This is a genomic window from Streptomyces sp. NPDC047117 (assembly GCF_040643545.1).
Taxonomy (GTDB): domain Bacteria; phylum Actinomycetota; class Actinomycetes; order Streptomycetales; family Streptomycetaceae; genus Streptomyces.
This window is the reverse complement of record NZ_JBEYUN010000005.1, coordinates 16,630-41,737: the sequence shown is the minus strand read 5'-3', so window position 1 is coordinate 41,737 and position 25,108 is coordinate 16,630. Positions and strand designations below refer to the sequence as shown.

18 protein-coding genes and 1 riboswitch are annotated in these 25,108 nt (G+C 75.0%); of the genes, 9 read left to right on the top strand and 9 right to left on the bottom strand.

Annotation, left to right across the window (positions count from 1 at the left end; genetic code table 11):
* Positions 1 to 37: 37 nt before the first annotated feature.
* The 6 genes from ABZ840_RS10910 to ABZ840_RS10885 all read right to left on the bottom strand — a co-directional run bounded on the left by ABZ840_RS10910 (position 38) and on the right by ABZ840_RS10885 (position 7,223).
* Entirely contained in the window at positions 38 to 922 is an 885-nt protein-coding gene (locus ABZ840_RS10910) for an ECF transporter S component (protein WP_361556715.1), read from the bottom strand.
* Positions 919 to 2,562 (bottom strand): ATP-binding cassette domain-containing protein, encoded by a 1,644-nt coding sequence (locus ABZ840_RS10905; RefSeq protein WP_361556712.1) that lies wholly within the window; start codon positions 2,560 to 2,562, stop codon positions 919 to 921. The genes ABZ840_RS10910 and ABZ840_RS10905 overlap by 4 nt, the downstream gene beginning before the upstream one ends.
* Positions 2,559 to 3,797 carry a CbiQ family ECF transporter T component gene (locus ABZ840_RS10900; RefSeq protein ID WP_361556709.1) on the bottom strand — a complete coding sequence of 413 codons (1,239 nt, stop codon included), beginning with the start codon at positions 3,795 to 3,797 and terminating at the stop codon, positions 2,559 to 2,561. Before ABZ840_RS10900 ends, ABZ840_RS10905 begins: the two co-directional genes overlap by 4 nt.
* Entirely contained in the window at positions 3,794 to 4,483 is a 690-nt protein-coding gene (locus tag ABZ840_RS10895; protein ID WP_361556706.1) for an SCO2322 family protein, read from the bottom strand. The genes ABZ840_RS10900 and ABZ840_RS10895 overlap by 4 nt, the downstream gene beginning before the upstream one ends.
* Positions 4,480 to 5,772, bottom strand: coding sequence for a prenyltransferase/squalene oxidase repeat-containing protein (locus ABZ840_RS10890; RefSeq protein ID WP_361556703.1), 1,293 nt, complete (start codon positions 5,770 to 5,772; stop codon positions 4,480 to 4,482). The genes ABZ840_RS10895 and ABZ840_RS10890 overlap by 4 nt, the downstream gene beginning before the upstream one ends.
* A 192-nt stretch (positions 5,773 to 5,964) precedes the next feature.
* A riboswitch (cobalamin riboswitch) is annotated at positions 5,965 to 6,105 on the bottom strand.
* 80 nt (positions 6,106 to 6,185) lie between these two features.
* On the bottom strand, positions 6,186 to 7,223 hold the full coding sequence (locus ABZ840_RS10885) for an MBL fold metallo-hydrolase (RefSeq protein ID WP_361556700.1): 1,038 nt from the start codon (positions 7,221 to 7,223) through the stop codon (positions 6,186 to 6,188).
* 148 nt (positions 7,224 to 7,371) lie between these two features.
* Between ABZ840_RS10885 and ABZ840_RS10880 the strand changes: the two genes are divergently transcribed.
* The 5 genes from ABZ840_RS10880 (at position 7,372) to ABZ840_RS10860 (ending at position 17,783) form a co-directional block, all read left to right on the top strand.
* Entirely contained in the window at positions 7,372 to 8,823 is a 1,452-nt protein-coding gene (locus ABZ840_RS10880; RefSeq protein WP_361557728.1) for an aldehyde dehydrogenase, read from the top strand.
* Between the two features lie 3 nt (positions 8,824 to 8,826).
* On the top strand, positions 8,827 to 9,060 hold the full coding sequence (locus ABZ840_RS10875) for a ferredoxin (protein ID WP_361556697.1): 234 nt from the start codon (positions 8,827 to 8,829) through the stop codon (positions 9,058 to 9,060).
* A gap of 142 nt (positions 9,061 to 9,202) precedes the next feature.
* Positions 9,203 to 11,836, top strand: coding sequence for a class III lanthionine synthetase LanKC (lanKC, locus tag ABZ840_RS10870; protein ID WP_361556694.1), 2,634 nt, complete (start codon positions 9,203 to 9,205; stop codon positions 11,834 to 11,836).
* A 404-nt stretch (positions 11,837 to 12,240) separates the two neighbouring features.
* Entirely contained in the window at positions 12,241 to 15,150 is a 2,910-nt protein-coding gene (locus ABZ840_RS10865; protein ID WP_361556691.1) for an ATP-binding cassette domain-containing protein, read from the top strand.
* Between the two features lie 125 nt (positions 15,151 to 15,275).
* Positions 15,276 to 17,783 (top strand): ATP-binding cassette domain-containing protein, encoded by a 2,508-nt coding sequence (locus ABZ840_RS10860; RefSeq protein WP_361557725.1) that lies wholly within the window; start codon positions 15,276 to 15,278, stop codon positions 17,781 to 17,783.
* Positions 17,784 to 17,846: 63 nt separating this feature from the next.
* Here ABZ840_RS10860 and ABZ840_RS10855 read toward each other — a convergent pair whose 3' ends face one another.
* Entirely contained in the window at positions 17,847 to 18,473 is a 627-nt protein-coding gene (locus ABZ840_RS10855; protein WP_361556688.1) for a response regulator transcription factor, read from the bottom strand.
* Positions 18,474 to 19,022: 549 nt separating this feature from the next.
* A complete protein-coding gene (locus ABZ840_RS10850; protein ID WP_361556685.1) occupies positions 19,023 to 19,646 on the bottom strand; it encodes a TetR family transcriptional regulator in 624 nt (207 codons plus the stop codon).
* Positions 19,647 to 19,882: 236 nt separating this feature from the next.
* Here ABZ840_RS10850 and ABZ840_RS10845 point away from each other — a divergent pair, with 236 nt between their 5' ends.
* From ABZ840_RS10845 to ABZ840_RS10830, 4 genes are all read left to right on the top strand, one after another.
* A complete protein-coding gene (locus ABZ840_RS10845; RefSeq protein ID WP_361556682.1) occupies positions 19,883 to 21,241 on the top strand; it encodes a glycosyltransferase family 4 protein in 1,359 nt (452 codons plus the stop codon).
* A 101-nt stretch (positions 21,242 to 21,342) separates the two neighbouring features.
* A complete protein-coding gene (locus ABZ840_RS10840; RefSeq protein WP_361556679.1) occupies positions 21,343 to 22,107 on the top strand; it encodes a class I SAM-dependent methyltransferase in 765 nt (254 codons plus the stop codon).
* Complete coding sequence (locus ABZ840_RS10835; protein ID WP_361556676.1) at positions 22,104 to 23,174, top strand: prenyltransferase; 1,071 nt, start codon at positions 22,104 to 22,106, stop codon at positions 23,172 to 23,174. Before ABZ840_RS10840 ends, ABZ840_RS10835 begins: the two co-directional genes overlap by 4 nt.
* A gap of 55 nt (positions 23,175 to 23,229) precedes the next feature.
* Positions 23,230 to 24,024, top strand: a complete 795-nt coding sequence (locus tag ABZ840_RS10830) for a maleylpyruvate isomerase N-terminal domain-containing protein (protein ID WP_361556673.1) — start codon at positions 23,230 to 23,232, stop codon at positions 24,022 to 24,024.
* A 26-nt stretch (positions 24,025 to 24,050) separates the two neighbouring features.
* On the opposite strand, the gene ABZ840_RS10825 is transcribed toward ABZ840_RS10830, so the two are convergent.
* Positions 24,051 to 25,061 carry an LLM class F420-dependent oxidoreductase gene (locus ABZ840_RS10825; RefSeq protein WP_361556670.1) on the bottom strand — a complete coding sequence of 337 codons (1,011 nt, stop codon included), beginning with the start codon at positions 25,059 to 25,061 and terminating at the stop codon, positions 24,051 to 24,053.
* Positions 25,062 to 25,108 lie beyond the last annotated feature (47 nt).

Below are 25,108 nucleotides of genomic sequence, written 5' to 3'. Positions count from 1 at the left end.
CCCCGGAGTCCACCAGCCCCGTGGCCGCTGCCCCTCCTCAGCCGCTGTCCGTCGTGGCCCTGTCCGTGGCCGTGGTCGTGGTCGTGAAGGTTGCCGGGGCGTCGAAGGCTGCGCGGCGGGTGGCGCGGCGGAGGGCCTTCAGGAGGACGGGGCCGACGGTGAGGGTCAGCACGATCGTGACCAGCGCCCGGGGGAGGTCCCAGCCGAGGGACGTGGCCAGGCAGTACGCGACGAAGCGGGCGAGGTTGTCCGGGAGCGGGTCGCCGGGGACGAACGAGACACCGGAGGCGAGGCCCGCGATGTACGGCCAGCCCTGGAGGTTCATGACCAGGCCGTACAGGAGGGACGCGACCGTGCCGTACGCGGCCAGCAGCAGCATCTCGCGCCGGCCCCGGAGCCGGTCGGCCCCGGGAAGCAGGCCCGCGCCCATCGACACCCAGCCCATCGACAGCATCTGGAACGGCATCCAGGGGCCGACACCCCCGGTGAGCAGCGCTGACGCGAACATCGACACCGCGCCGAGCACGAAGCCGAAGCCCGGCCCGAGCACCCGCCCCGACAGCACCATCAGGAAGAACATCGGCTCGATGCCCGCCGTGCCCGCGCCGAGCGGCCGCAGCGCGGCGCCCGCCGCCGCGAGCACGCCGAGCATGGCGATGGCCTTGGCGTCCAGGCCGACGTCCGCGATGGTCGCCACGACGACCGCGAGCAGCAGCGGGAGCAGCGCGGCGAAGAGCCAGGGCGCGTCCTTGGAGTGCGCGAGGCCGGACGCGGAGTCCGCCAGCAGCGGCCAGCCGAAGGCCATGATGCCGACGGCGGAGACGAGGACGAGGGCGGCCACCGACCGGGGGCCGAGGTGGATCGCCCGGACCTGCCGCTGCGCGGCGCCGGCGGCCCGTGCCGTTTCCGTGGCCCGGCTCATGCCGTGCGCTCCAGTGCGGCCAGGGCGTGGGTGACCTGGGGGACGGTGAGCCAGGGCAGCGGGGCGAGGACCTTGGAGACCTGCGGCGCGAAGGACGGGGAGGAGACCACGACCTCGGCGGTCGGGCCGTCCGCGACGACCTCGCCGTCGGCGAGGATGACGACGCGGTGGGCGAGTTCCGCGGCGAGTTCCACGTCGTGGGTGGCGAGGACGATGGCGTGGCCTTCGGCGGCGAGGTCGCGCAACACGGTCACCAGCCGGGCCTTGGCCGCGTAGTCCAGGCCGCGGGTCGGCTCGTCCAGCAGGAGCAGCGGCGGCCGGGCGGTGAGGATCACCGCGAGTGCCAGGGCGAGGCGCTGGCCTTCGGAGAGGTCGCGGGGGTGGGTGTCGTCGGGGACGTCGGGAAGCAGCCGGGTGACCAGGGCGCGGCAGCTGCCGGGGGCAGCGCCCGCGTCGGCGTCCGCGGCCGCGCACTCGGCGGCGACGGTGTCCGCGTACAGCAGGTCGCGCGGCTCCTGCGGCACCAGGCCGACCTGGCGGAGCAGCTCGCGCGGGCCGGTGCGGTGCGGCACGGCGCCGCCCACCCGGACCGATCCGGCGGCCGGCTCGTGCAGGCCGACCAGGGTGTTCAGCAGTGTCGACTTGCCCGCGCCGTTGCGGCCCATCAGGGCGACGGTCTCGCCGGGGCGTACGGCCAGGTCGACGCGGTGCAGCGCGTCGATGCGGCCGCGGCGTACGGACAGCCCGGCGGCCTCGGCGACCGGCGCCGCGGCGGACGGCACGGGCGGTGCGCCGGCCGCCGCGCCCGGGGACGCCGGGGACTGCCCGGCCAGCCGCTCGCGGAGCGCGCCGGCCTTGCGGCGGGCGTCCCGTACGGTCAGCGGCAGCGGTGACCAGCCGGCGGCCCGGCCGAGGGCGACGACCGGCGGGTGGACCGGGGAGACCGCCATGATGTCGGCGGGCTCGCCGATGACCGGCGCGGCCCCGGGCGCGGGCAGCAGGATGACCTGGTCGGCGTACTGGACGACGCGTTCCAGGCGGTGTTCGGCGAGCAGGACGGTGGTGCCGAGGTCGTGGACCAGCCGCTGGAGCACGGCCAGTACCTCTTCGGCGGCGGCCGGGTCCAGGGCCGAGGTCGGCTCGTCCAGGACCAGCACCTTGGGGTGGGTGGTGAGGACGGAGCCGATGGCGACGCGCTGCTGCTGGCCGCCGGAGAGGGTGGTGATGGCGCGGTCGCGGAGGTCGGCGAGGCCGAGGAGGTCGAGGGTCTCCTCGACGCGGCGGCGCATCACGTCGGGGGCGAGGCCGAGCGACTCCATGCCGTACGCCAGCTCGTCCTCGACGGTGTCGGTGACGAAGTGGGACAGCGGGTCCTGGCCCACCGTGCCGACCACGTCGGCCAGTTCGCGGGGCCGGTGGGTGCGGGTGTCGCGGCCGTCGACGGTGACCCGGCCGTGCAGCGTGCCGCCGGTGAAGTGCGGTACGAGGCCGGAGACGGCGTTCAGTACCGTCGACTTGCCGACGCCGGACGGGCCGACCAGTAGGCAGAGCTCGCCCTCGGGGACGGTCAGGTCGATCCCCTGGACGGCGGGCGTGCCGGCGTCCCCGTAGGTGACCGACACCTGCTCGAACCGGATCACGTCGTCCTCTCCTTCGCGTTCTGCACGTTCTCCGTCGCGCTGTCCGGGTGCGGCGCCACGCTGTCCGGGCGCGCCTCCACGCTCTCCGGGCGCGGCCCCGCCTGCTTCGTGCGCCGTTCGGCGGGCGGGCCGGGGGAACCCGCCGGTACCGGTGCGGCGAACGCCGGTACCAGCCCCACCAGGACCGACAGCGCGGGCCAGAGCGGGAGTGCCGGTGCGGTCAGGGGCACGGCCGGCGGGTGCAGGGCCGTGGGCGCGTAGGAGTTCGCCCAGATCATCAGCGCGGCCACCGCCACGCCGGAGCCCGCGACCAGCCAGGCGCGCGGACCCCAGCGGTCGGGCCGGTAGCGGGTGCGGACCGAGCGGCGGCCGCCGAGCCACAGCCCGGCGAGCGCGGCGGCGAGCCCCGCGGCCAGCACCGGCAGCCCGTATCCGGCGCCCTGGGCCGCGAGCAGCCCGTACGTACCGGCGCAGATGCCGAGGAGGCCGCCGAGGGTGAGTGCCGTGGTGGTGTGCCGGACGGCGCGCGGCACCTGTGCGGTACGGCCGTACCCGCGGGCGTCCATCGCCGCCGCGAGCGCCACCGAACGCTCCAGCGCGCCTTCCAGTACCGGCAGGCCGACCTGGAGCAGCGCCTTGAAGCCGCGGTCGGAGCGGCCGCGGAGCCGGCGCGCGGCACGCAGTCGCTGGACATCGGCGACCAGGTTCGGGGCGAAGGTCATGGCCACGACGACGGCGACGCCCGCTTCGTAGAGCGCGCCGGGCAGGGACTTGAGGAGCCGGGCCGGGTTGGCGAGCGCGTTGGCGGCGCCCACGCAGATCAGCAGCGTGGCCAGCTTCAGCCCGTCGTACAGCGCGAAGACCATGCCCTCGGCGGTGACCCGGCCGCCGATCCGCACGCCCCGCGCCCAGTCGGGCAGCGGCACTTCGGGGAGCGTGACCAGGGTGTGCGTACCGGGGACGGGCGAGCCGAGCACGAAGGCGAAGACCAGCCGGACGGCGAGCACGACGAGGCCGAGCTTGACGAAGGCGCCGTAGGAGCGGGCCCACGGCGCGTCGGTGCGGCGGGCCGCCACCACGTACCCGGCGACGCCGACGAGCAGCCCGAGGAGGAGCGGGTTGGTGGTGCGGGACGCGGCCGTCGCCAGGCCCAGCGCCCACAGCCACCACGCGCCGGCGTGCAGCGTGCGCCCCCGGGTGGCGAGGGGAGCGCGCAGCCGGCCGGGCGCCGTCATCCGCGCCGACGCCGGGCCTGCCACACCGCGGCGGCGCCGAGCACGGCGACCGCGGCGATGCCGCCGATCAGGCCGGCGGACGGCCCGCCGGCGCCGCTGTCCCCGTCGGACGCGCCGGCATCGGGCGCCGCGGAGCCGGTGGCCTCCTTGGAGGACCCGCCCGCCTGCTCGGCGCAGCCCTTCTCCGGGAAGCCGGAGATCGCGCACAGCAGCGCACTGGAGTCGTACCGCAGCGGTGCGGCGACCGCGGCGAGGGCCTCACCGGCGCTCGCGTCCTCGGGGACCCGCGCGCACTTCTCGCGGGCGGCGGGCGGCGTCTCGCCCTTGGGGGCGTCCGCCGCCGTGCCGAAGTCGACGACGACGGCGACGCGCTTGCGGCCGTCGGCCGCCTTCGTGCCGCCGCAGACCGCGTCGAAGTCGGCCGCCGCGCGCGGAGTCGCGGCGCGCGCGGAGTCGGCGCTGACGGTGAAGCGGAAGCCGACCGCGCCGCCGTCCTCGGGGCGGGCGGTCGAGGGCCCTTCGGTGGCGTACGACCAGGTGCTCTTGCCGCGCGCCGGCGCGTCCGCCGTCCAGAAGGACCAGTAGCGGTACTCGTCGGCGTGCGCGGGGCCGGCGGCCAGGCCCGTGGCCGTACCGGCCAGGACCAGGGCGCCGGCGCCGCGTGCGATCCGGGCGGCGTGCCTCACAGCTGGTTCTGCTTCCGGCGGCCGCTCAGCAGGAAGCCGATGCCCGCGCCCACCGCGAGGCCGACGAGCACGACCCACCACACGGAGATGCCGCCCTCGTCCTTCTGCTCGGCCTCCTGGCCCTGCGCGTGCTGCTGCGCCGCCGGCTTCGGCCCGGTCGCGTTGAGCTTCGCCACGAGGTCCGTGCCCCCGAAGGCGCGCGGGTCGGCACCGGTGGCGTGCGCGGCGAGGATCAGCTGTGCGTAGGCGGCCGGGCCGCTCTGCTTCGCCCAGGCGGCGGAGTGGCCGCGGAGCCACTCCAGCGGCTGCTTCGCGTCGTCGGGCCGGCCGGCGGCCGCGAGCGCGACCACGGCGTCGGCGGTGTTGCCGACGTCCGGCTGGTCCTCGGCGCCGGGCATGGCGGACATCAGGTGGTGGCCGTGCGCGGCCATGGCGGAGACGAGGTGATCGGCGCCGCCGCTCGCGGCACCCTGCGCGTCCTCGGCCGCTTCCTCGCAGGACGTCTTCTTCGCGGCGTCCCCACCGGGCTCGACGACGAAGCCCTTGCCCATGGCCCCGGTCACCGCGGCCGCCGTCGCGTCGTCGTTGGCCGCGAGCTTCCCGTCCTTGGCCTGGAACGCGAACGCGCCGCGGTCCGCCCTCTTGACGTCGCAGCCGAGGCGGAAGGCGAGCAGCGCGTCGTACGGCGACTTGCCGTCCTTCTTCGGCAGCGCCGCCTCCTTCGTACCCGTGGCGGTCAGCGCGCCGATCACGACGGAGGTGGAGTTGGCGTCGCTGTCGGCACCGGCCGCCGAGCCCCAGCCGCCGTCGTCGTTCTGCGCGGACTTCAGCCAGGAGACGCCCTTGCGGACCGCGTCGGAGTGCCCGCCGACGGCGGCCAGCGCCTGGACGGCGGCGGACGTCTGGTTGGTGTCCCGCAGGGTCTTCGCGTCGCAGTCCTGATGGGGGTCCCCGCTGTTCGAGCGGAGCCGAGAACTTGGGGGAGGGTCGGCGCGGTACGCGGTGAACGCGCCGTCGGCGCACTGCTGCCCCACGAGCCAGTCCACTGCCTCGTCCGCCGGGCGCACGCCCGTGGCGTCCTGGGCCAGCAGCGCCAGCGACTGCCGCCAGACGCCGTCGTACTTGGGGTCCGTGCTGCCGTACAGGCCCTTCGGGAGCTTCGGGGAAGCGCCGGGCGCGGGGGAGTCGGCGAACGCGGCGGGGGCAGCGGCCGCGCACAGCACGGCGGCGGCCAGGGCCGCGGCGCAGCGGCGCACCGGGGCGGCGAGGGAGCGGGCCGTGATGGCCATGGGGTCGGTGCCTCTCGGTCGGTTCGCGGGGTGCGCGAGGTGGGGCTCACACAGCCGTGGGGGACACGCAGCCGCACTCCGCCGCACCACGTCCGCGACTCGCGCGCGGCGCGGTGGCACCGGGCTCAGCTCCGTATACCTCGACGGTGCCGCGCGCCGGGCGGCCGCTGAAGGGCGGCCGGCGGCACGCGGGAGCCTTGGGTGTGCCCCGCCGGGTGTTCCGGCTCGCTCCGGCGCGCGGGTGCGCACCAGGGCTCACGGCTGCGGGTCAGCGCCGGTTTTCCACCGGCTTCCCCCGGTCGGGCACGAATGAACTTGTCGCAACACTTTAACCGGCGGGTAGCGGCCGGCTCCCGGCACGTACGGGATGCGTACGGCCGCCCGTACGCCCTCGCGTCCGGACGGCCGGTGCCTCACACCGCCCGGTACGTCACCGGGTCCGAGCCCGGCACCGGCTCCGCCAGCCCCCGCTTCACCAGGCGCCGCAGATGGGCCTCGGCCTCGGAGAGGGCGATGGTGCGCGAGGCGTACGGGATCCGCTCCCAGGGGCGGTTCCACTCCATGGCCTCGGCGAGCTGCCAGGGGGTACGCGGCGTGGCGAGCAGCGCGCGCAGGCCGCCGAGCCGCTCCTCGTGGTGGGTGAGCAGCTCCGCGACCCGCTCCGCCGCGCCGGTGAAGGCGTGCTGGTGCGCGGGCAGCACCTCGGCGGCGCCGAGCCGGCCGATCCGCTCCAGGGAGTCGAGGTAGTCGCCAAGGGGATCAGTGACGGTGACGTCGTCCGGGTCCTCGTACAGGCCGACGTGCGGGGTGATGCCGGGCAGCAGGTGGTCGCCGGAGAAGAGGCGCCCGTTCCCGGGGTGCGCCGCCGGATGTGCCTCCTCCAGGTGCAGGCAGACATGGCCCGGGGTGTGCCCCGGCGTCCAGACGGCCCGCAGCCGCCGCCCCGCGAGGTCCAGCAGCTCGCCGGGGACGATCTCGCGGTCCGGGAGCGCGGGCCGATTCTCGGGGAGCGCGCGGGTGCGCCCCTTGGCGCGGGCCGCGTACAGGGGCGCGAGGTGTTCCTCGGGCGCGCCCGCCGCGGCGAGCTTGTCGATGAGGTACGCCAGCCAGCTGCCCGGTTCGGCCTCGCGGGTGCGCCGGACGACCGCGGCGTCGGCGGCGTGCATCGCGATCCAGGCGCCGGAAGCCTCCCTGACCCGCGCCGACAGGCCGTGGTGGTCGGGGTGGTGGTGGGTGATGAGCACGCCGTGCAGGTCGGTGACGGCGGTGCCGCAGGCGGCGAGCCCGGCGGCGAGCGCGTCCCAGGAGTCCGGGTCGTCCCAGCCGGTGTCGATGAGCACCGGACCGCGGTCCGTCTCCAGCAGGTGCACGAGGGTGTGCCCCAGCGGGTTGTCCGGTATGGGCACGGCGATGCTCCACACCCCGCCCCGGTGGTCGATCACGTGCGGCATGCCATCGCCCCTCTCGGCCCGCACGCCGTCGCGTGCATTGCCCACTATAACTAGAACTGGTATCAGTTCTGATGCTGCGTCAGATCAGTTTTCCGGTGACGCGACAGGTAACGGCGGCCCGCAGGAGGCGGAATCGATGACTGGATCGATGACTGGCCCGATCGAGCACGGACAGCTCTACATAGGTGGTGAGCTGGTCGATCCGGCCGGCCGGGACACCATCGAGGTCGTCTCCCCGCACACCGAGCAGGTCATCGGCCGGGTGCCGCACGCCTCCCGGGAGGACGTGGACCGGGCCGTCACGGCCGCGCGCGCGTCCTTCGACTCGGGAGTGTGGGCCCACACCCCGCTCGAGGAACGGATCGCGGTCGTCACGCGGATCAAGGACGCGTTCGCCGTGCGCAGCGAGGAGTTCGCGCGGCTCATCAGCGCGCAGAACGGCACCCCGTACACCTCCGGGATCATGGTGCAGTCGCTGGCCGCGATGATGGTCTGGGACGCGGCGATCACGGTCGCCCGCGACTTCGCGTACGAGGAGCGGCGGCAGGGCGTGCTCGGGCCGCTGCTGATCCGCCGTGAACCGGTGGGTGTGGTCGCGGCCGTGGTGCCGTGGAACGTCCCGCAGTTCACCGCCGCCGCCAAGCTCGCCCCCGCGCTGCTGGCCGGGTGCTCGGCGGTGCTGAAGGTGTCGCCGGAGACGCCGCTGGACGCGTATCTGCTCGCGGAGATCGCCACCGAAGCCGGGCTGCCCGAAGGGGTGTTGTCCATCCTCCCGGCCGACCGGGAGGTCAGCGAGTACCTGGTCGGGCATCCGGGCGTGGACAAGGTGTCCTTCACCGGCTCGGTCGCGGCCGGCAAGCGCGTGATGGAGGTGGCCGCCCGCAACCTCAGCCGCGTCACGCTGGAGCTGGGCGGCAAGTCGGCCGCGGTGATCCTGCCGGACGCCGACCTGGACGCGGCGGTCGCCGGGATCACGCCCTTCGCGTGGATGATCAACGGCCAGGCCTGCGTGGCCCAGACCCGCATCCTCGCGCCGCGCTCGCACTACGACGAGATCGCCGAACGGTTCGCCGCGGCGGCCTCCGCGCTGAAGGTCGGCGACCCGCTGGACGCGGCCACCGAGGTCGGCCCGCTGGTCGCCGAGCGGCAGCGGCGCCGCTCGCTGGAGTACATCGCCGCCGGGCAGCAGGAGGGCGCCAAGGTGCTCGCGGGCGGCGGCAGGCCGGCGGACCAGGGGACCGGCTGGTACGTGGAGCCCACCCTCTTCGGCGACGTCACCCCCGGCATGCGCATCGCCCGCGAGGAGATCTTCGGTCCGGTGATCTGCCTGCTCCCGTACGAGGACGAGGCGGAGGCGGTGCGGATCGCCGACGACTCCGACTACGGCCTGTCGGGCTCGGTGTGGACGGCGGACGTCGAGCGCGGCATCGAGGTGGCGCGCCGGGTGCGCACCGGTACGTACTCCGTGAACACCTTCAGCCTCGACATGCTCGGGCCGTTCGGCGGCTACAAGAACAGCGGCATCGGGCGGGAGTTCGGCCCCGAGGGGTACGGCGAGTACCTGGAGCACAAGATGATCCATCTCCCGGCGGGGGCGTGAGCCATGGGTTCCCGGTGGCAGGTGGAGGTGGACCGCGGCGTCTGCATCGGCTCGGGGCTGTGCGTGAGCACCGCGCCGGACGGGTTCCGGCTGGACTCGGCGCGCCAGTCCCACCCGGTGAAGGACGAGGTGGACGCCCGGGAGGCGGTGCTGGCCGCGGCCGAGGGCTGTCCCGTCGAGGCGATCGTGATTACGGAGGCCGACTCCGGGGAAGCTGTCTTCCCGCCGGAGGAGTAACGCCAGGCGAACACCCGTGCGACCAGCTGGTTCGTACTTAGGGTTACTCGTGCGTTCCTCACGGTGACGTCATGACGTCTGTGACTGTCCGCCCCTCTCCGTACGTGGAAATCTCTGTTCCACGCCGCCGAGGGGGGAGACGATGGACAAGCGGTACGAGGTGTACTGCCTAGCCGGCAGGTATTTCTACGAAACCCCGGACCGTTTGTCCGTCGGGGAGGACGCCGCAGCCGACGACAGCGCGGTGTACGAAGCGGCGCAGCGCGCAGTCCCCGAAGGGTGGCGCTGTTTCCTCTCCGGGGACTGGCTCCACGTGAATCCCGTGGACAGCGAGGGGAACCCGCGTCCGGGCAGGCCGGCACAGGGGTGGAAGGTACATGTGTCGGCCTGCCCGGACAATGCGGAGAAGATTGCCTCCAAGGTCTGGGACTACTGCGTCGCCCATTCCGTGCCGTTCAAGTTCGTGCCGGGCCCGCGCCCGCTGCGGCTGCGGAATTCGAAATACGCGGACCGGACGGCCGGCGGCAAATTCGCCACCATCTACCCGGCGGACGTCGAGGACTGCCACCGCATTCTGGAGGAGCTGGGCTCGCTGCTGGACGGCGAGCCGGGCCCGTACATCCTCAGCGACCTGCGGTGGCACGACGGCCCGCTGTACGTGCGGTACGGCGGGTTCACCCGGCGGCACTGCGTCGACGGCACCGGGGCGCTGGTGCCCGCCATCGAGAACGCCGAGGGCCGGCTGGTGCCCGACCGCTGCGAACCGGCCTTCCGGCCGCCGGAGTGGGCCGAGCTGCCGGGCTTCCTGGCCCCGCACCTCAAGGCGCGCAACGCCACCACCGTCGCCGACCTGCCGTACGCCGTCGAATCGGCGCTGCGCTTCGCCAACGGGGGCGGCGTCTACCTCGGCCGCGACCGGGACACCGGGGAGCGGGTGGTCCTCAAGGAGGCCAGGCCGCACGCCGGACTCGCCGCCGACGGGGCCGACGCGGTCACCCGGCTGGAGCGCGAACGCGCCGCGCTGCGGCGGCTCTCGGGCCTCGGCGTGGCCCCGGAGGTGCGCGACTGGGTCGCCGTCGGCGACCACCGGTTCCTGGTCGTGGACCACGTCCCGGGCAAGACGCTGCACGCCTGCCTCACCGAGCGGCATCCGCTGCTCGCCGCCGACCCCGAGCCGGCGGCGCTGACCTCCTACACGGAGTGGGCGGTGGGCATGCATGCCGCCGTCGAGCAGGCCGTCACCGCGGTGCACCGCCGCGGCCTGGTCCTCAACGACCTGCATCTGTTCAACGTCATGGTCGCGCCCGACGAACTGAGCGTCACCCTGCTGGACCTGGAGGCCGCCACCGACGTCGCCGACCCGGCCCGGCACTCCCTCGCCCACCCGGCCTTCGCCGTCCCCCGCGACCGCACCGGCTACGACATCGACCGGTACGCGCTGGCCTGCCTGCGCCTCGCGCTCTTCCTGCCGATGACGGAGCTGCTGGCGATCGAGCGGGACAAGGCGACCGACCTGGCCGAGACGATCGCCCGCGAATTCCCCGGCGTACCGCCCGGGTTCCTGGAGGAAGCCGTGCGCACCATCTGCGCGCCCCAGCCCGTCAAGGCACGGATCCGGCGCCCCGCGCAGGCCCGCCACCTCGTCGCGGTCGACACCCGCGAACCGTACGTCTGCGACCCGGCCGACTGGCCGCGCAGCCGCGAGTCCATGGCCCGGGGCATCCTCGCCTCGGCCACGCCCGAGCGCACGGACCGCCTGTTCCCCGGCGACGTCGCCCAGTTCGCCGACGGCGGCGGACTCGGCATCGCCCATGGAGCGGCCGGTGTCCTGTACGCGCTCTCCGAGACGGGTGCCGAGGGGTTCGAGGAGGGTGAGGAGTGGTTGTTGCGGCAGACCGCTCCGCCTCCCCTCGGCACCCCCCTCGGGTGCTACGACGGACTCGCCGGCGTCGCCTATGTACTGGACCGGCTCGGCCACCGCGAACGGGCCGACGAACTGATCGAGCGGGTGCTCGCCGAGAAGTGGTACCGCCTCGGCCCCGACCTGTACGGCGGACTGGCCGGCATCGGCCTCACCCTGGACCACCTGGCGCGTGAACGCGGCGCACGCGAACTGCGCGACCGGGCGCTGGAGGCGGCCGGGCACGCCGCCGACCGGCTGGAGAGCTGCGCGAACCGGGCCGGACTGCTGCGCGGCGCGAGCGGCCCCGCCCTGCTCTTCCTGCGCCTGTACGAAGGCACCGGGGACCCCGGGCTGCTCGACCTCGCGGCGCAGGCGCTCCGCAGTGACCTCGCCCGGTGCGTGCGCAACGCGCGCGGCACGCTGCTGGTCGACGAGGGCTGGCGCACCATGCCCTACCTCGGTGCCGGGTCGGTGGGCATCGCGATGGTCCTCGACGACTACCTCACGCACCGCGCCGACGCGGAGTTCGAGGAGGCGCGGATGGCGATGCTGCCGGCCGCGCAGGCCCGCTTCTACGCGCAGCCCGGCCTCTTCCGGGGGCGCGCCGGCATGGTGCTGCACCTGGCCCGGACCACGACGCCCGACCCCGAGGTCGAGGCCGCGCTGGCGTCACAGATCGCCGACCTGAGCTGGTACACGATGCCCTACCGGGGCGAACTGGCCTTTCCCGGCGATCAGTTGATGCGGCTGTCGATGGACCTGTCCACCGGCACGGCCGGCTGCCTGCTCGCCCTCGGCTCGGCGCTGCACGAGGAACCGGTGCAACTGCCGTTCCTGCCACCGCTGCCCGAACCGGACGCGTTGCGCCTCTGACCGGCGCACCGCCCCTGATCAGGTTCGTTCCGGAACCTGTCGGCCCGAGACCGTGAGGTGATACGGGCCGGCCACAGCACGGGAGGCGGCCGTACCCGTACCGGACCGTGAGGTCCGGCCCGGTACGGCGCGGCCCGCCGCCCGTGTCGGCCGGCCTGCTCCGGCAAGCCGATCCGGCCCGGTACGGACCGGTGTGCGTGCGGCTCACACGAGCCGCACGCACACCATTTCCCCGCACACGCCGTCCACGCACCACTGCCTGCATACCGCCCACGACCGCCTGCGCAGCGCCCACATCCGCGTATCGCCCTGTCAGGTACAGCTCAGCCCGTTCGCTCCATCCAGCTCAGCCCTTGCGCTCCAACTGATCGTCAGCTCGAAAAGCTCGTCCGGGAGGAAGAACCGTGACCGCCAAACCCGCCGACCGGCTGCTGCTCGGCGCACTGCGCCACAGCGCCCCCCGGGCCTCGGCAGTCCTGCTGCTCACCACCGGCGGCGCCGCGGTCGGTCTCGCCCTCCCCGCCACCCTCGGCCACACCCTCGACCTGCTGCTCGACGGCCGCCCCGCACAGTCCTGGCTGCTCGCCTGCGCCGGACTGACCGCGCTGCTCGTACTGCTCGGCGCGCTCGACGGGCTGCTCACCGGTACGACGGACGCGCGCGCCACCGCCTGGCTGCGGCGCCGGGCGCTCCGCGGCGTACTGGCCGCCGGGCCCACCGCCACCGAGCGCCACGAGACCGGCGACCTGGTCGCACGGGTCGTGGGCAACGCCGCCACGGCCGGCACCGCGCCCACCGCGCTCGCCGCCACCGCGGCCATGGCGCTCACCCCGGTCGGCGCGCTGGTGGCCCTGGCCCTGCTCGACCCGTGGACCGCGGCCACCTTCGTCCTCGGACTGCCGCTGCTGGCGCTGCTGATGCGCGCGTTCGTCCGCGACACGGGGGACTGCGTGGCGCAGTACCAGCGGATCCAGGGCGACATCGCCGGACGGCTGCTGGAGGCCATCGGCGGCGCCCGCACCATCGCCGCCGCCGGCAGCCACGAGCGCGAGGCCGGCCGCATCCTCGCGCCCCTGCCGGCCCTCTCCCGGCAGGGCCACCGCATGTGGCGGGTGCAGGGCCGGTCCACCGCCCAGGCCGCCGCGCTGGTCCCGCTGCTCCAGATCGCCGTGCTCGCGGTCGGCGGGATGCGGCTGCTGGCCGGCGCCCTCACCATCGGCGACCTGCTCGCCGCCTCCCGGTACGCGGTCCTCGCGGCCGGCGTCGGCACACTCGTCGGCCACCTCAACGGCCTGGTCCACAGCCGCGCCGCGGCCCGCCGCCTCACGGAACTCCAGGACCTCCCGGCCATCGAGTACGGGGAGTCGGAGGCCGCCGGGGCGAGTGCTGCGCCTGCGGGGGCTTCCGAGGGGGCTTCCGCGGGGACGGGGGCTTCCGGCAGGGGTGCGGGGGAGCCGGGCGCCGACGGGGAGGAGGATGCCCGGGCGTGCGCGGGCGCGCTCGAACTGCGCGGCATCACCGTACGGAAGGCCGGCCACCTCGTCCTGGACAGCCTCGACCTGACCGTCCCGGGCGGCTGCACGATGGCCGTCGTCGGCCGCTCCGGCACCGGCAAGTCCGTCCTCGCCGCCGTCGCCGGGCGGCTGATCGAACCGGACGCGGGCGAAGTCCTGCTGGACGGCGAGCCGTTGCGCGGGCTCAGCCACTACGCGCTGCGGCGCTCCGTCGGCTACGCCTTCGAACGGCCCGCGCTGCTGGGCGGGACGGTGCACGACACCATCGCGTACGGGGTGTACGAGCCGGGGCCCGGCGACGTGGAAGCGGCGGCCCACGCGGCGGGCGCGGCCTCCTTCATCCGGCGGCTGCCCGAGGGGTACGCCACCCCCTGCGCCGACGTACCGCTCTCCGGCGGAGAGATCCAGCGGCTGGGCCTGGCCCGCGCGTTCGCGCACGCCGAACGGCTGCTGATCCTCGACGACGCGACCTCCAGCCTCGACACGGTCACCGAACTGCGCGTCGGCCGTGCGCTGCTGCGGGACGTGCGGGCGGGGACCCGCCTGATCATCGCGCACCGGGCCGCCACCGCCGCCCGCGCGGACCTGGTCGCCTGGCTCGACGCGGGCTTCATCCGCGCGCTGGCGCCGCACGCCACGCTCTGGGAGGACCCGCGCTACCGGGCCCTGTTCGGGCAGGACGAGCCGGCCCCGCTCGCGGCGGAAGGCGGGCCGGCACCCCGCCGGTGGCAGGTACCGGTCGCGGGCGACGGTACGGCGGAGGAGGACCGGACGACGGCCAGGCTGCCGGTGCGGAAGCGCCCGGCGGGCGGCCCGGCGGCGGGGAGGCCGCCGGCCGGCGCCCCCGGCTCCCGCCCGCGCCGAGCCATCGGCCACGGCGCGGCGGCCGTGCAGGGGGAGGAGCCGGGCCTCGGTACGCCGAGCGGCGCGTCGTCGGGCGACGGGGCGTCGGACGGTGCACTGCGTGGCGGCCGCCCTGGCAACGGGGCTTCGCGCGGCGGCGCGGCGGGCGGTGACTTCCCGGGGCGGGGGGCCCGGCGTATCGGGGGGCCCGCCGGTGCGCGGCCGGCCGACGCGCGGTCGGAGGGGCCGACGCCCGTGGAGGCGCAGTGGCCGCCGTCGTCGCCCGGCGCCGCGAACGTCCCGAGCTGGGCCCACGGCCAGGGGTCTGCGGACGGCCCCGCGCAGGCACCCGAGGGGAGGCCGGGGCCGGAGGGGAGGCCGGTCCCGGGCGGGTGGCCGGTGCCGGAGGGCATACCGATACCGGAGGGCATGCCCGTCACTCAGCGCCGCCGCCGCGCCCTGGCGGACCTGCTCGCCCAGACCGAACAGCAGCCACGGCCGCAGGCGCAGTCGCCGCAATCGTCGGTACCGGATCCCCGGTCGTCGGCGACCGACCCCCGGCCCCCGTCAACCGGCCGTCGGCCCCCGGGTGACGGACCGGCCCCCGCCGCACGCCGGGCGCTGCGCTCCGGGCCCGGCGTGACGGCCCCGGGCCGCGACGCGACGGCTTCCGGTCCGGTGCCCCCGTCCGGTCCGGTGCCCCCGCGTCCGGCCACTCCGGCTCCTCCGACCCCGGGGCCGGAGGGGGCGCCCCCGGCGCCTCCCGCGGCAGCGGCCCCCGGTTCAGGGGTTTCCGGACCGCAGGCCAACGGCCCGCAGGGAAGCGGGCCGGTGGTGCCCGGTCGGCAGGTCCCCGGGCCGCAGCGGGGCGGCCCCGGGGCCCGGGCCGAGATGACCGCGGCGCGGGTCGTGGCGCTCGGGGAGCGGTGGGCCGTGGAACGGCGGGGGGACCAGTGAGGGCGGACGGTGTGCGGGGTGCTCGGGAGGGGCGGTCCGCGGCGGGAGAGGTACGGACGGCAGTGACCGGCAGGAACGGGAGCGACAGCGGCGTGCGCGGCGAGGGACGACGAACGGGCGGCGGGATGCGGCTGCGGGACGGGGCCCGGCGGTTCCTGGGCCGGCGGCGGGCCGTCGTGGCGCGGCTGGCCGCCTGGTCCGTGGCCGAGGCGGCCCAGACGTTCCTGCTCGGCTTCGCGCTGGCCAAAGCCATCGACGACGGATTCCTCGCCGGCCGGCTCACCGTCGGCCTCGGCTGGCTGGCCGCCGCCGCGCTGGCCGTCGCGGTCGGCTCGTACGGCACGGGCCGGGTCTACCGTTCCGTCGCCGACCTGGTCGAGCCGCTCCGCGACGAGCTGCTCCGACGGGTCGTCACCCGTGCGCTGCGGGAGGCCGACCACGGTGCGGTGTCCCGCGCCGCGCACCAGGTGGAGATCGCCCGCGACACCTTCGGCGGGCTGGCCATGGTGACCCGCGGCTTCGTTTTCACCGCCGCCGGCGCGCTGATCGGCCTGGTGTCGCTCGCGCCGGTACTGCTGCTCGTCGTCCTGCCGCCCCTCGTGCTCGGCCTCGGCCTCTTCGTGGTGACGCTGCGTCCGATGACGCGCGGCCAGGAGACGTACCTGGCGGCCGACGAGGCCATCGTCCACGCGGTGGGCGTGGCGGCGGGCGGCCTGCGCGACGTGACGGCGGCCGGCGCGGAGCAGCGGGTGGCGCGCGAGGTGGGGGAGCGCTTCGACGCCGAGTGGCGGGCCTCCCGCACCCTCGCCCGCTGGAACGTCTGCCGTACCCTCGCGCTCGGCGTGGGCGGACGGCTGCCGGTGGTCCTGCTGCTGGTCACCGCGCCCTGGCTGCTGGACAACGGTGTGACGCCGGGCGCGCTGGTCGGCGCGCTGGCCTACCTGAGCCAGTCGATGCTGCCCGCGCTGCACGCGCTGCTGCTGGGGCTGGGTACGTCCGGTACGCGGCTGGCCGTCGTGCTGCGCCGGCTGACCGGGGCCGGACGGAACGCGACGGCGCCCGGCTCGGCGGACCCGGCCGCGCCGGGGCAGTCGGCGACGGAGGGTGCGGCGCGGGCGATGGAGATGACGGAACCGACGGAGGCGGCGGAGGCGAACGGCGCCCTTCCGGCCCCGCGTCCGCCCGGTCCTGCCGGCCCCGGCCTGCCCGTCGTCGCGCGCCCCGCGCTCCCCAGCGGTACCGGTACGCAGCGCTGGTTCGCCCTTCCGCCGGCCCCCGAACCCCCGGCCCTGCCGCCGGCCGTGGGCGCGCCGGCCCCGGGCCCCCTGGCCCCCGGCACGACGGCCGCGGGCACCCCGGCCCCGGGTATTCCGGCCCGGCCGACCGTGCCACCGGCCGCCGTTCCGCCCGCTGCCGCTCAACCGCCGACCGGCCTCTCCGCGTCCACCCACTCACCGACCCACCAGCCCTGGACCGACCCCGCGTCGACCTCCCGGCTGCCGGCCGGGCTGTCGCCCGTACCCCGCCCGTTGGCCGGCCCCCCGTCGGCCGGCCGACCGCCGGCCGCTCAACGGCCGTCGGCTCAGCCGGCCGAGCAGCCGGCCGGTCCCGCGGCCCGCGGCGGGGCCCGGCATGCCAAGCGGCCGCGGCACGCGCTGCCGGCCAAGCGGCGGACGCTGCCCGGCGGTATCCCGGTACCGGGCCTCACGGCCGGCAACCGCACCGCGCGCGCGGCGGCGCAACCGTCCGGCGAGGAGGCGGCCGGGCGCTCCGGGTACGGAGTGGCCGCCCTCCCCGGGGCTCCGACTACCGAGCCCTCCCAGGGCGCCGCGCACGCCACACACCCCGACCCCGGTCCGGACGCCGCCGCCCCCCTGCCCGCATGGGCGACGCCGCCCGCCGCCAGTGGGCTGGCGGTGGCGGCGCGGGGAGTGTCCTTCGCGTACGGCGAGCACGCGACGCCCGTGGTGCAGGGGCTGGAGCTGACCCTGCCGGTCGGCGGGCACCTGGCCGTCGTCGGGCCGAGCGGTATCGGCAAGTCGACGCTCGCGGCGCTGCTCGCGGGGGTACTGGTCCCGGACCGGGGAGAGATCCGGCTGGGCGGGAACGGCGCGGGGTCCAGGCGCGTTCTCGTACCGCAGCAGGCCTACGTGTTCTCCGGGACGCTCCGGGAGAACATGCTGTACCTCTGCCCGCGCCCCGAGGCCGTGCCGGACGCCGCGCTGCGGGCCTCGGCCGTGGCGGTGGGCGCCGCGGAACTGGTGCAGCGGCTGGGCGGGTTCGGCGCGCGGGTCACGCCCGGCACGCTCTCCGCGGGCGAGCGGCAGCTGATCGCGCTCGCCCGTGCCCATCTCGCGCCCGCCCCGCTCGCCATCCTCGACGAGGCCGGCTGCCATCTGGACGCCGCGACGGAGGCCCGGGCGGAACGGGCCTTCGCAGCCCGGCCGGGCGGCTCGCTGATCGTCGTGGCGCACCGCATCAGCTCGGCGCTCCGCGCGGACCGTGTGCTGGTGATGGACGGTACGTACGCGCTGTGCGGGCGCCACCGCGATCTGCTGCGGCGCTCCGGGCTCTACCGCGACCTCGTGGGGGAGTGGGCGGACGACGGCACGCGGCCGGCGCTCGCGCGCTGACCCGGACGGGCCCGGGCCGCCCCCTGCGCGGGGTGCGGCCCGGGCCGTTGTCCGGCGGTCCGGTCACAGCCAGCCCTCCCCCTGGGAGATCCGGATGGCGTCGACCCTGTTGCGGGCGCCGGTCTTCCGGGTGATCGCGGACATGTAGTTGCGCACCGTGCCGTTGGACAGGTGCAGCGTGCCGGCGATCTCGGCGACCGAGGCGCCCTCCGCCGCCAGTGAGAGCACGCTCAGCTCCCGCTGGGTGAGCGGCATTTCGGCGGCCTGGAGGAAGCCGAAGCCGAGCGAGCCGTCGATGAAGCGCCGGCCCGCCGCGACCTGCCGGATCCCCGCGGTCAGCTGCCGGGGCGAGCCCTCCTTGTCGACAAAGCCGAGCGCGTCCGCCTCGAACGCCCGGCGCAGCGGCCCTGGCCGGCCGGCCGAGCCCAGTACGAGCAGCGCGGGCCCCCGGCGCGGCGCGTCCGCCCCCTCCCGCGCGCCGCCCGTCGCGCACTCCGCACCGCAGGGCGGGGCGCCTGCCGTGCCGTGCGCGGGGTGCTCGCGGCATCTGGTGGCCTGCTGCGGGATGTGCGCGATGGGGCCGCGGCCCGTCGTGCCGTGCCCCGGGAGGGTGCGGCCGCCGTGCGCGTCCGGCACCACCTGCGTGGTGCCCGCCGGGGCTCCCCGGCCGTTCGTCCCTCTGCCCGGCACCGCGGCGCCGTGTGTCCCGGCCGCGGTTCTCGCCCCCCGGCCTGTCCGGTGCGGGTCGGCGTTCCGATACGCACTGTCACCCCAACCGGAGTCCTCTCTCCGAGTTTCACCTTCGGCATGTGCCGCTGGCGCGACCCCGCTGTCCGATAGCTTTCGCAACGCCTTCAGTCCGATCGGCATGGCGGAGTCCACATCGACCACGCAGACGTCCGGCTGCAACGCGCGCACCCGGCTCACCGCGCCGTCCGGCGTGGACACCGCCACCTCTATGTCGTTTTCCCTGCTGAGCACCTCGGCCAACGCCCATCGAAACAGGCAGACGTCGTGCACCAGCAGCACCCGGATCACTGCAGTCCCCCTCCAGACCCCCGTGTACCGGCATATTTGTCAACCACCCCGAATTCATACCTGTAATGGGCGCGCCGTGGGGCCGCAGATCAGGCCAAGAGGGGGCAAGGGGGCGCACGGGTGCACGGCGTGATGCATGTATGCACGCTGTGAGGGGGTGCGGCCGGGGGAGAGAAAGGGGAACTACCGGAAGAGAAGCGGCTATTCCGGGCGCTGCGAAGACGTCAGCTCGATGAGCCGGCACACCGTCTCAATGTCGATCTTCACTTGCGCAATCGAAGCCCGCCCCGACAGCCAGGTGATCAGCGCCGAGTGCCAGGTGTGTTCGATCACTCGTACGGCCGAGAGCTGCTCGGGGGTGGCGGCCGAATCCAGCCCCATGGCGTCCAGGATGATCGCCGTCGTCAGCCGGGAGACGGTGTCGACCTCGGGGCTCACCGACCGGTCGGCGAAGGTGAGCGCGCGCACCATGGCGTCCGCCAGGTGCGGCTCGCGCTGCATCGCACGGAAGGCCCGCATCAGCGTCTGCGCCACCCGCGCTCCGGGATCACTCTCCGTCGGCGGGCGTTTGCGCAACGTCGCGTGCATGTGCTGCAGCTGGTCCTGCATGGTCGCCACCAGCAGGTGGATCTTGGAGGGGAAGTAGCGGTACAGCGTCCCCAGTGCGACGTTCGACATCTCCGCGACCTCGCGCATCTGGACGGCGTCGAAGCCGCCCCGCCCGGCCAGCTGCGCGCTGGCGTGCAGGATGCGGCGGCGGCGCGCTTCCTGGCGCTCGGTCAGGGCGGGACTGGCGGGAAGCGCCGACTGGGGTTCGGAAGTCATGTGTCCCATTCCGTGGCGGTCCGTCCGTGCTCCGGGGTACGTCGAGCTGCTGATCGGGTCAGCATGGCAGGGGGTGGGTCGTGGCGCGAATCACCTGGTGCGGCCCTTTTCGTCGGTTCCCCGCCCGGTAGATTCGAGCTGGTGAACTCGTCGGTAACCGATCCGTTCTGTAACTTGTTCTAGATTAGCGCCAGCGGTTACGCTCCGGCGAAAGTCCAGTGAGAGAGGGGCCGAGAGTGTCCGCTGAGGCCGTCCAGGCAGCCGCCGCTCGCCCCGCCGAGGCCACCGGCGACCGCCCCCTTCGGATCGCCCTGCTCACGTACAAAGGAAATCCGTTCTGCGGCGGCCAGGGCGTCTACGTACGCCACCTCTCCCGCGAACTCGCCGGGCTCGGCCACTCCGTCGAGGTCATCGGCGCCCAGCCCTACCCCGTCCTCGACGCCGGGGTGCCGCTGACCGAGCTGCCCAGCCTGGACCTCTACCGGCAGCCGGACCCCTTCCGCACGCCGAGACGCGACGAGTACCGGGACTGGGTCGACGCCCTCGAAGTGGGCACGATGTGGACCGGCGGCTTCCCCGAGCCGCTCACCTTCTCCCTGCGGGCGCGCCGCCATCTCGCCGCGCGCCGCGGTGACTTCGACGTCGTCCACGACAACCAGACGCTCGGCTACGGCCTGCTCGGCGACCTCGGCGCGCCCCTGGTCACCACGATCCACCACCCCATCACCGTCGACCGGCAGCTGGACCTGGACGCCGCCGACGGCTGGCGGCGGCGCGCCTCGGTCCGCCGCTGGTACGGCTTCACCCGCATGCAGAAGCGGGTCGCCCGCCGGCTGCCCTCGGTCCTCACCGTCTCCGGCTCCTCCCGCCAGGAGATCACCGACCACCTGGGCGTCCGTCAGGACCGCATCCACGTCGTGCACATCGGCGCGGACACCGACCTCTTCTCGCCCGACCCCTCGGTCCCCGAGGTGCCGGGCCGCATCGTCACCACCTCCAGCGCCGACGTACCGCTCAAGGGCCTGATCCACTTGGTCGAGGCGCTCGCCAAGGTCCGCACCGAGAACCCGGCGGCGCACCTGGTGGTGGTCGGCAAGCGCGCCGACGACGGCCCGGTCGCCGCGGCCATCGAGCGGTACGGGCTCGGCGACGCCATCGAGTTCGTCAAGGGCATCAGCGACGCCGAACTGGTGGACCTGGTACGCGGCGCCCAGGTCGCCTGCGTGCCCTCCCTCTACGAAGGCTTCTCGCTGCCGGCCGCCGAGGCCATGGCCACCGGCACGCCGCTGCTGGCCACCACCGGCGGTGCCATCCCCGAGGTCGCCGGGCCCGACGGCGAGACCTGTCTCGCCGTGCCGCCGGGCGACGCGGGCGCGCTCGCCACGGGCCTGAACCGGCTGCTGGGCGACGCGGACCTGCGCCGCCGGCTCGGCGCCGCGGGGCGTGAGCGGGTGCTCGCCCGGTTCACCTGGCGGCAGGCGGCCATCGGCACCGCCGAGCGCTACCGCGAGGCCATCGCCCGGCAGGCGGCACACCGGCCGCAGGCCGCCCGCCCCACCGCCGTGCCGGCCGCCGAGCCCGCCGCGCGCGCCTAGAACGGCCCCGCACCTCTGTCCGCCGAGACCGCCGTGACCGCCATACCGTCCCCGCCGTCCCCGTGCGGCCGGGGCCTCCCCAGGACGAAAGCTGAGAGGCCGTGCTGACCGTCGACTTTTCCCGATTCCCGCTCGCACCGGGCGACCGCGTGCTCGATCTGGGCTGCGGCGCGGGCCGGCACGCCTTCGAGTGCTACCGGCGCGGCGCGCAGGTCGTCGCGCTGGACCAGAACGCCGAGGAGATCCGCGAGGTCGCGAAGTGGTTCGCGGCGATGGAGGAGGCCGGAGAGGCCCCGGCCGGCGCCACCGCGACCGCCATGGAGGGCGACGCGCTCGCGCTGCCCTTCCCCGACGACTCCTTCGACGTCGTGATCATCTCCGAGGTCATGGAGCACATCCCCGACGACAAGGGCGTGCTCGCCGAGATGGTCCGGGTCCTCAAGCCCGGCGGCCGGATCGCCGTCACCGTGCCCCGCTACGGCCCCGAGAAGGTCTGCTGGGCGCTCAGTGACGCGTACCACGAGGTCGAGGGCGGCCACATCCGCATCTACAAGGCCGACGAACTGCTCGGCAAGATGCGCGAGGCGGGGCTGCGCCCGTACGGCTCGCACCACGCGCACGCGCTGCACAGCCCCTACTGGTGGCTCAAGTGCGCGTTCGGCGTGGACAACGACAAGGCGCTGCCGGTCAAGGCGTACCACAAGCTCCTGGTCTGGGACATCATGAAGAAGCCGCTGGCCACGCGGCTCGCCGAGAACGCGCTGAACCCGCTCATCGGCAAGAGCTTCGTCGCGTACGCCACCAAGCCGCACGAGCCGAAGGCCGCTGCTGAGCTGTCCGACGAGGCCGCGCGAGCCGCCCTGTGACGAGCCCCGGGCGCACCGAACGACTCGTCCTGCCCGGAGTGCTCACCGCTGAGCAGGCCGCCCGCACCGTGGCCGGCATCCTCGCGGCCCAGCGCGCGGACGGCGCCATCCCGTGGTTCCGGGGCCACCACCTCGACCCCTGGGACCACACCGAGGCCGCGATGGCGCTGGACGCGGCCGGCGAGCACGCCCGCGCCGAGGCCGCCTACCAGTGGCTCGCCGACCATCAGCTGCCCGACGGCTCCTGGTACGCCGCGTACGCCGACGGGGACGCGGAGCGGCCCACCGACCGCGGCCGGGAGACCAACTTCTGCGCGTACCTCGCCGTCGGCGTCTGGCACCACTACCTCTCCACGGGCGACGACACGTTCCTGGACCGCATGTGGCCGGCGGTGTATGCGGCGGTGGAGTTCGTCCTCGCCCTCCAGCAGCCGGGCGGCGAGATCGGCTGGAAGCGCGAGGACGACGGCACGCCCGTCAACGACGCGCTGCTGACCGGCTCCTCCTCCGTCTACCAGGCCCTGCGCTGCGCCCTGGCCATGGCCGACCAGCGCGGCGAACCGCAGCCGGACTGGGAGCTGGCGGCCGGCCGGCTGGGCCACACGATCCGGCACCACCCGGAGCGTTTTCTGGACAAGTCCCGCTACTCGATGGACTGGTACTACCCGGTGCTCGGCGGGGCGCTGCGCGGCCAGGCGGCCAAGGAGCGCATCGAGGCGCAGTGGGACGACTTCGTCGTGCCGGGCCTGGGTGTCCGCTGCGTCCTGCCCAACCCCTGGGTCACCGGCGGCGAGAGCGCCGAACTGGCCCTGGCGCTCTGGGCGATGGGCGAGTCCGACCGGGCCGTGGAGATCCTCCGCTCGATCCAGCACCTGCGTGCCGAGGACGGCATGTACTGGACCGGCTATGTCTTCGACGACGACGCGATCTGGCCGCGCGAGCTGACGTCGTGGACGGCGGGCTCCCTGCTGCTGGCGGTGGCGGCCCTCGGTGGCGACGAGGCGACCACGGCCGTCTTCGGCGGCGAGCGTCTCCCGGCGGGGCTGGAGCCGGACTGCTGCCGTTGATCGCCCGCCCCGGAAAATCGGGGCGAGGGCCCCGGAAGCGCACTAGTGTGCGGGTATGACACGCCTTGGGCACGAGAGGTACTGCGAAGAGATTCTGGTGCAGACCGGACTGTTCCGGGAGGCACTGCGGGGGGCGGACCTGAAGGCGACGGTTCCCACCTGCCCGGAATGGACGATCGGCGAGCTGACCCGGCACCTCGGCGGAGCGCTCCGCTGGATGGGGACGACCGTGCGGACCCGCGCGCGGGACGTCGTCCCCGACGAGGACGTACCGGATTTCCGGGGGCCGGGGGACGGGGACCCGGCCGCGCTGGACGCCTGGCTGGGCGAGAGCGCGGAGCTGGCGGCCGCGGCGCTGCGGGACGCCGGGCCCGACGCCCGGGTGTGGACCTGGGTGGACGAGCAGACCGCGGGGTTCTGGGCGCGGCGCGCCACGCACGAGATCGTGATCCACCGGGCGGACGCGGCGATCGCGGCGGGTGCCGGGTACGGGCTCGCGCCGGACGTCGCCGCGGACACGCTGGAGGAGTGGCTGGAGATCGGCACCTCACCGCAGGTCCTGGCGCGGCGGCCGGACCTCGTGCAGCTGCTGGGCCCGGGGCGCACGGTCTGCCTGCACGCCACGGACACCGGCCCGGCCGGTACGCGCTGGATCATCGACCTGACCGGCGACCGGCTCGACTGGCGGCGGGCCGGCGCGGACGAGCAGGCCGCGGTCACGCTCAGCGGCCCGCTGACGGACGTCCTGCTGGTCTTCTACCGGCGCCTGCCGCACGACACCCCGGCGGTCACCGTCGAGGGGGACCGCGGCCTGTTCGACGAGTGGCTCGGGATGGTGAGCTTCGGCTAGCCACCGGCCCGCCGGGCGTCGAGCGCCTAGGAGTTGAGCTCGGCGAGTACCCGCAGGGTGTGCGGGTCCGGGGCCATGACCAGGAGGTCGGTGACCGGGCCCGCGCGCCACAGGTCCAGCCGCTCGGCGATGCGTGCACGCGGGCCGACGAGGGAGATCTCGTCGGCGAAGGCGTCGGGGACGGCGCGCACGGCCTCCTCCCGCCGCCCCTCCCGGAAGAGGTCCTGGATCCGCCGGGCCTCCTCCTCGTACCCCATGCGCGCCATCAGGTCCGCGTGGAAATTCCTGGTCGCGTGGCCCATCCCGCCGATGTAGAAGCCCAGCATCGCCTTGACCGGCAGCAGTCCCTCGGCGACGTCGTCGCAGACCACGGCCCGCGCCATGGGCGCGATGCGGAAGGACTCCGGCGCGTCGGCGAGCGAGGCCGCGTACACCTCCGTGCGCTCCGGTGACCAGTACAGCGGCAGCCAGCCGTCCGCGATGCGGCAGGTCTGGGCGATGTTCTTCGGGCCCTCGGCGGCGAGGAGGACCGGCAGGCCGGCGCGGAGCGGATGGGTGATCGCCTTGAGCGGCTTGCCGAGACCGGTGCCGTCCGGGCCGCGGTACGGGTGGGTGTGGAACCGCCCGTCCAGCGTCACCGGCCCCTCGCGGCGCAGCACTTGGCGTACCACGTCGACGTACTCCCGGGTCGCGGTCAGCGGGCTCTTGGGGAACGGCCTGCCGTACCAGCCCTCGACCACCTGCGGCCCGGACAGCCCCAGCCCCAGCAGCATCCGCCCGCCGCTGAGGTGGTCCAGGGTGAGTGCGTGCATCGCGGTGGCGGTGGGGGTGCGGGCCGCCATCTGCGCGATGCCGGTGCCCAGTTGGATGCGTGTGGTGTGCGCGGCGATCCAGGTGAGTACGGTGAACGCGTCGGATCCCCAGGACTCCGCCGTCCATACGGAGGCGTAGCCGAGCCTTTCCGCCTCACGGGCGAGGTCGAGATGGCGGGGGTCGGGGCCCCGTCCCCAGTAGCCGAGCGCCAGGCCGAGCCGCATACCGATCCTTCCTGACGTACCGCCAGAATGCCGTGCGGCGACTGTAC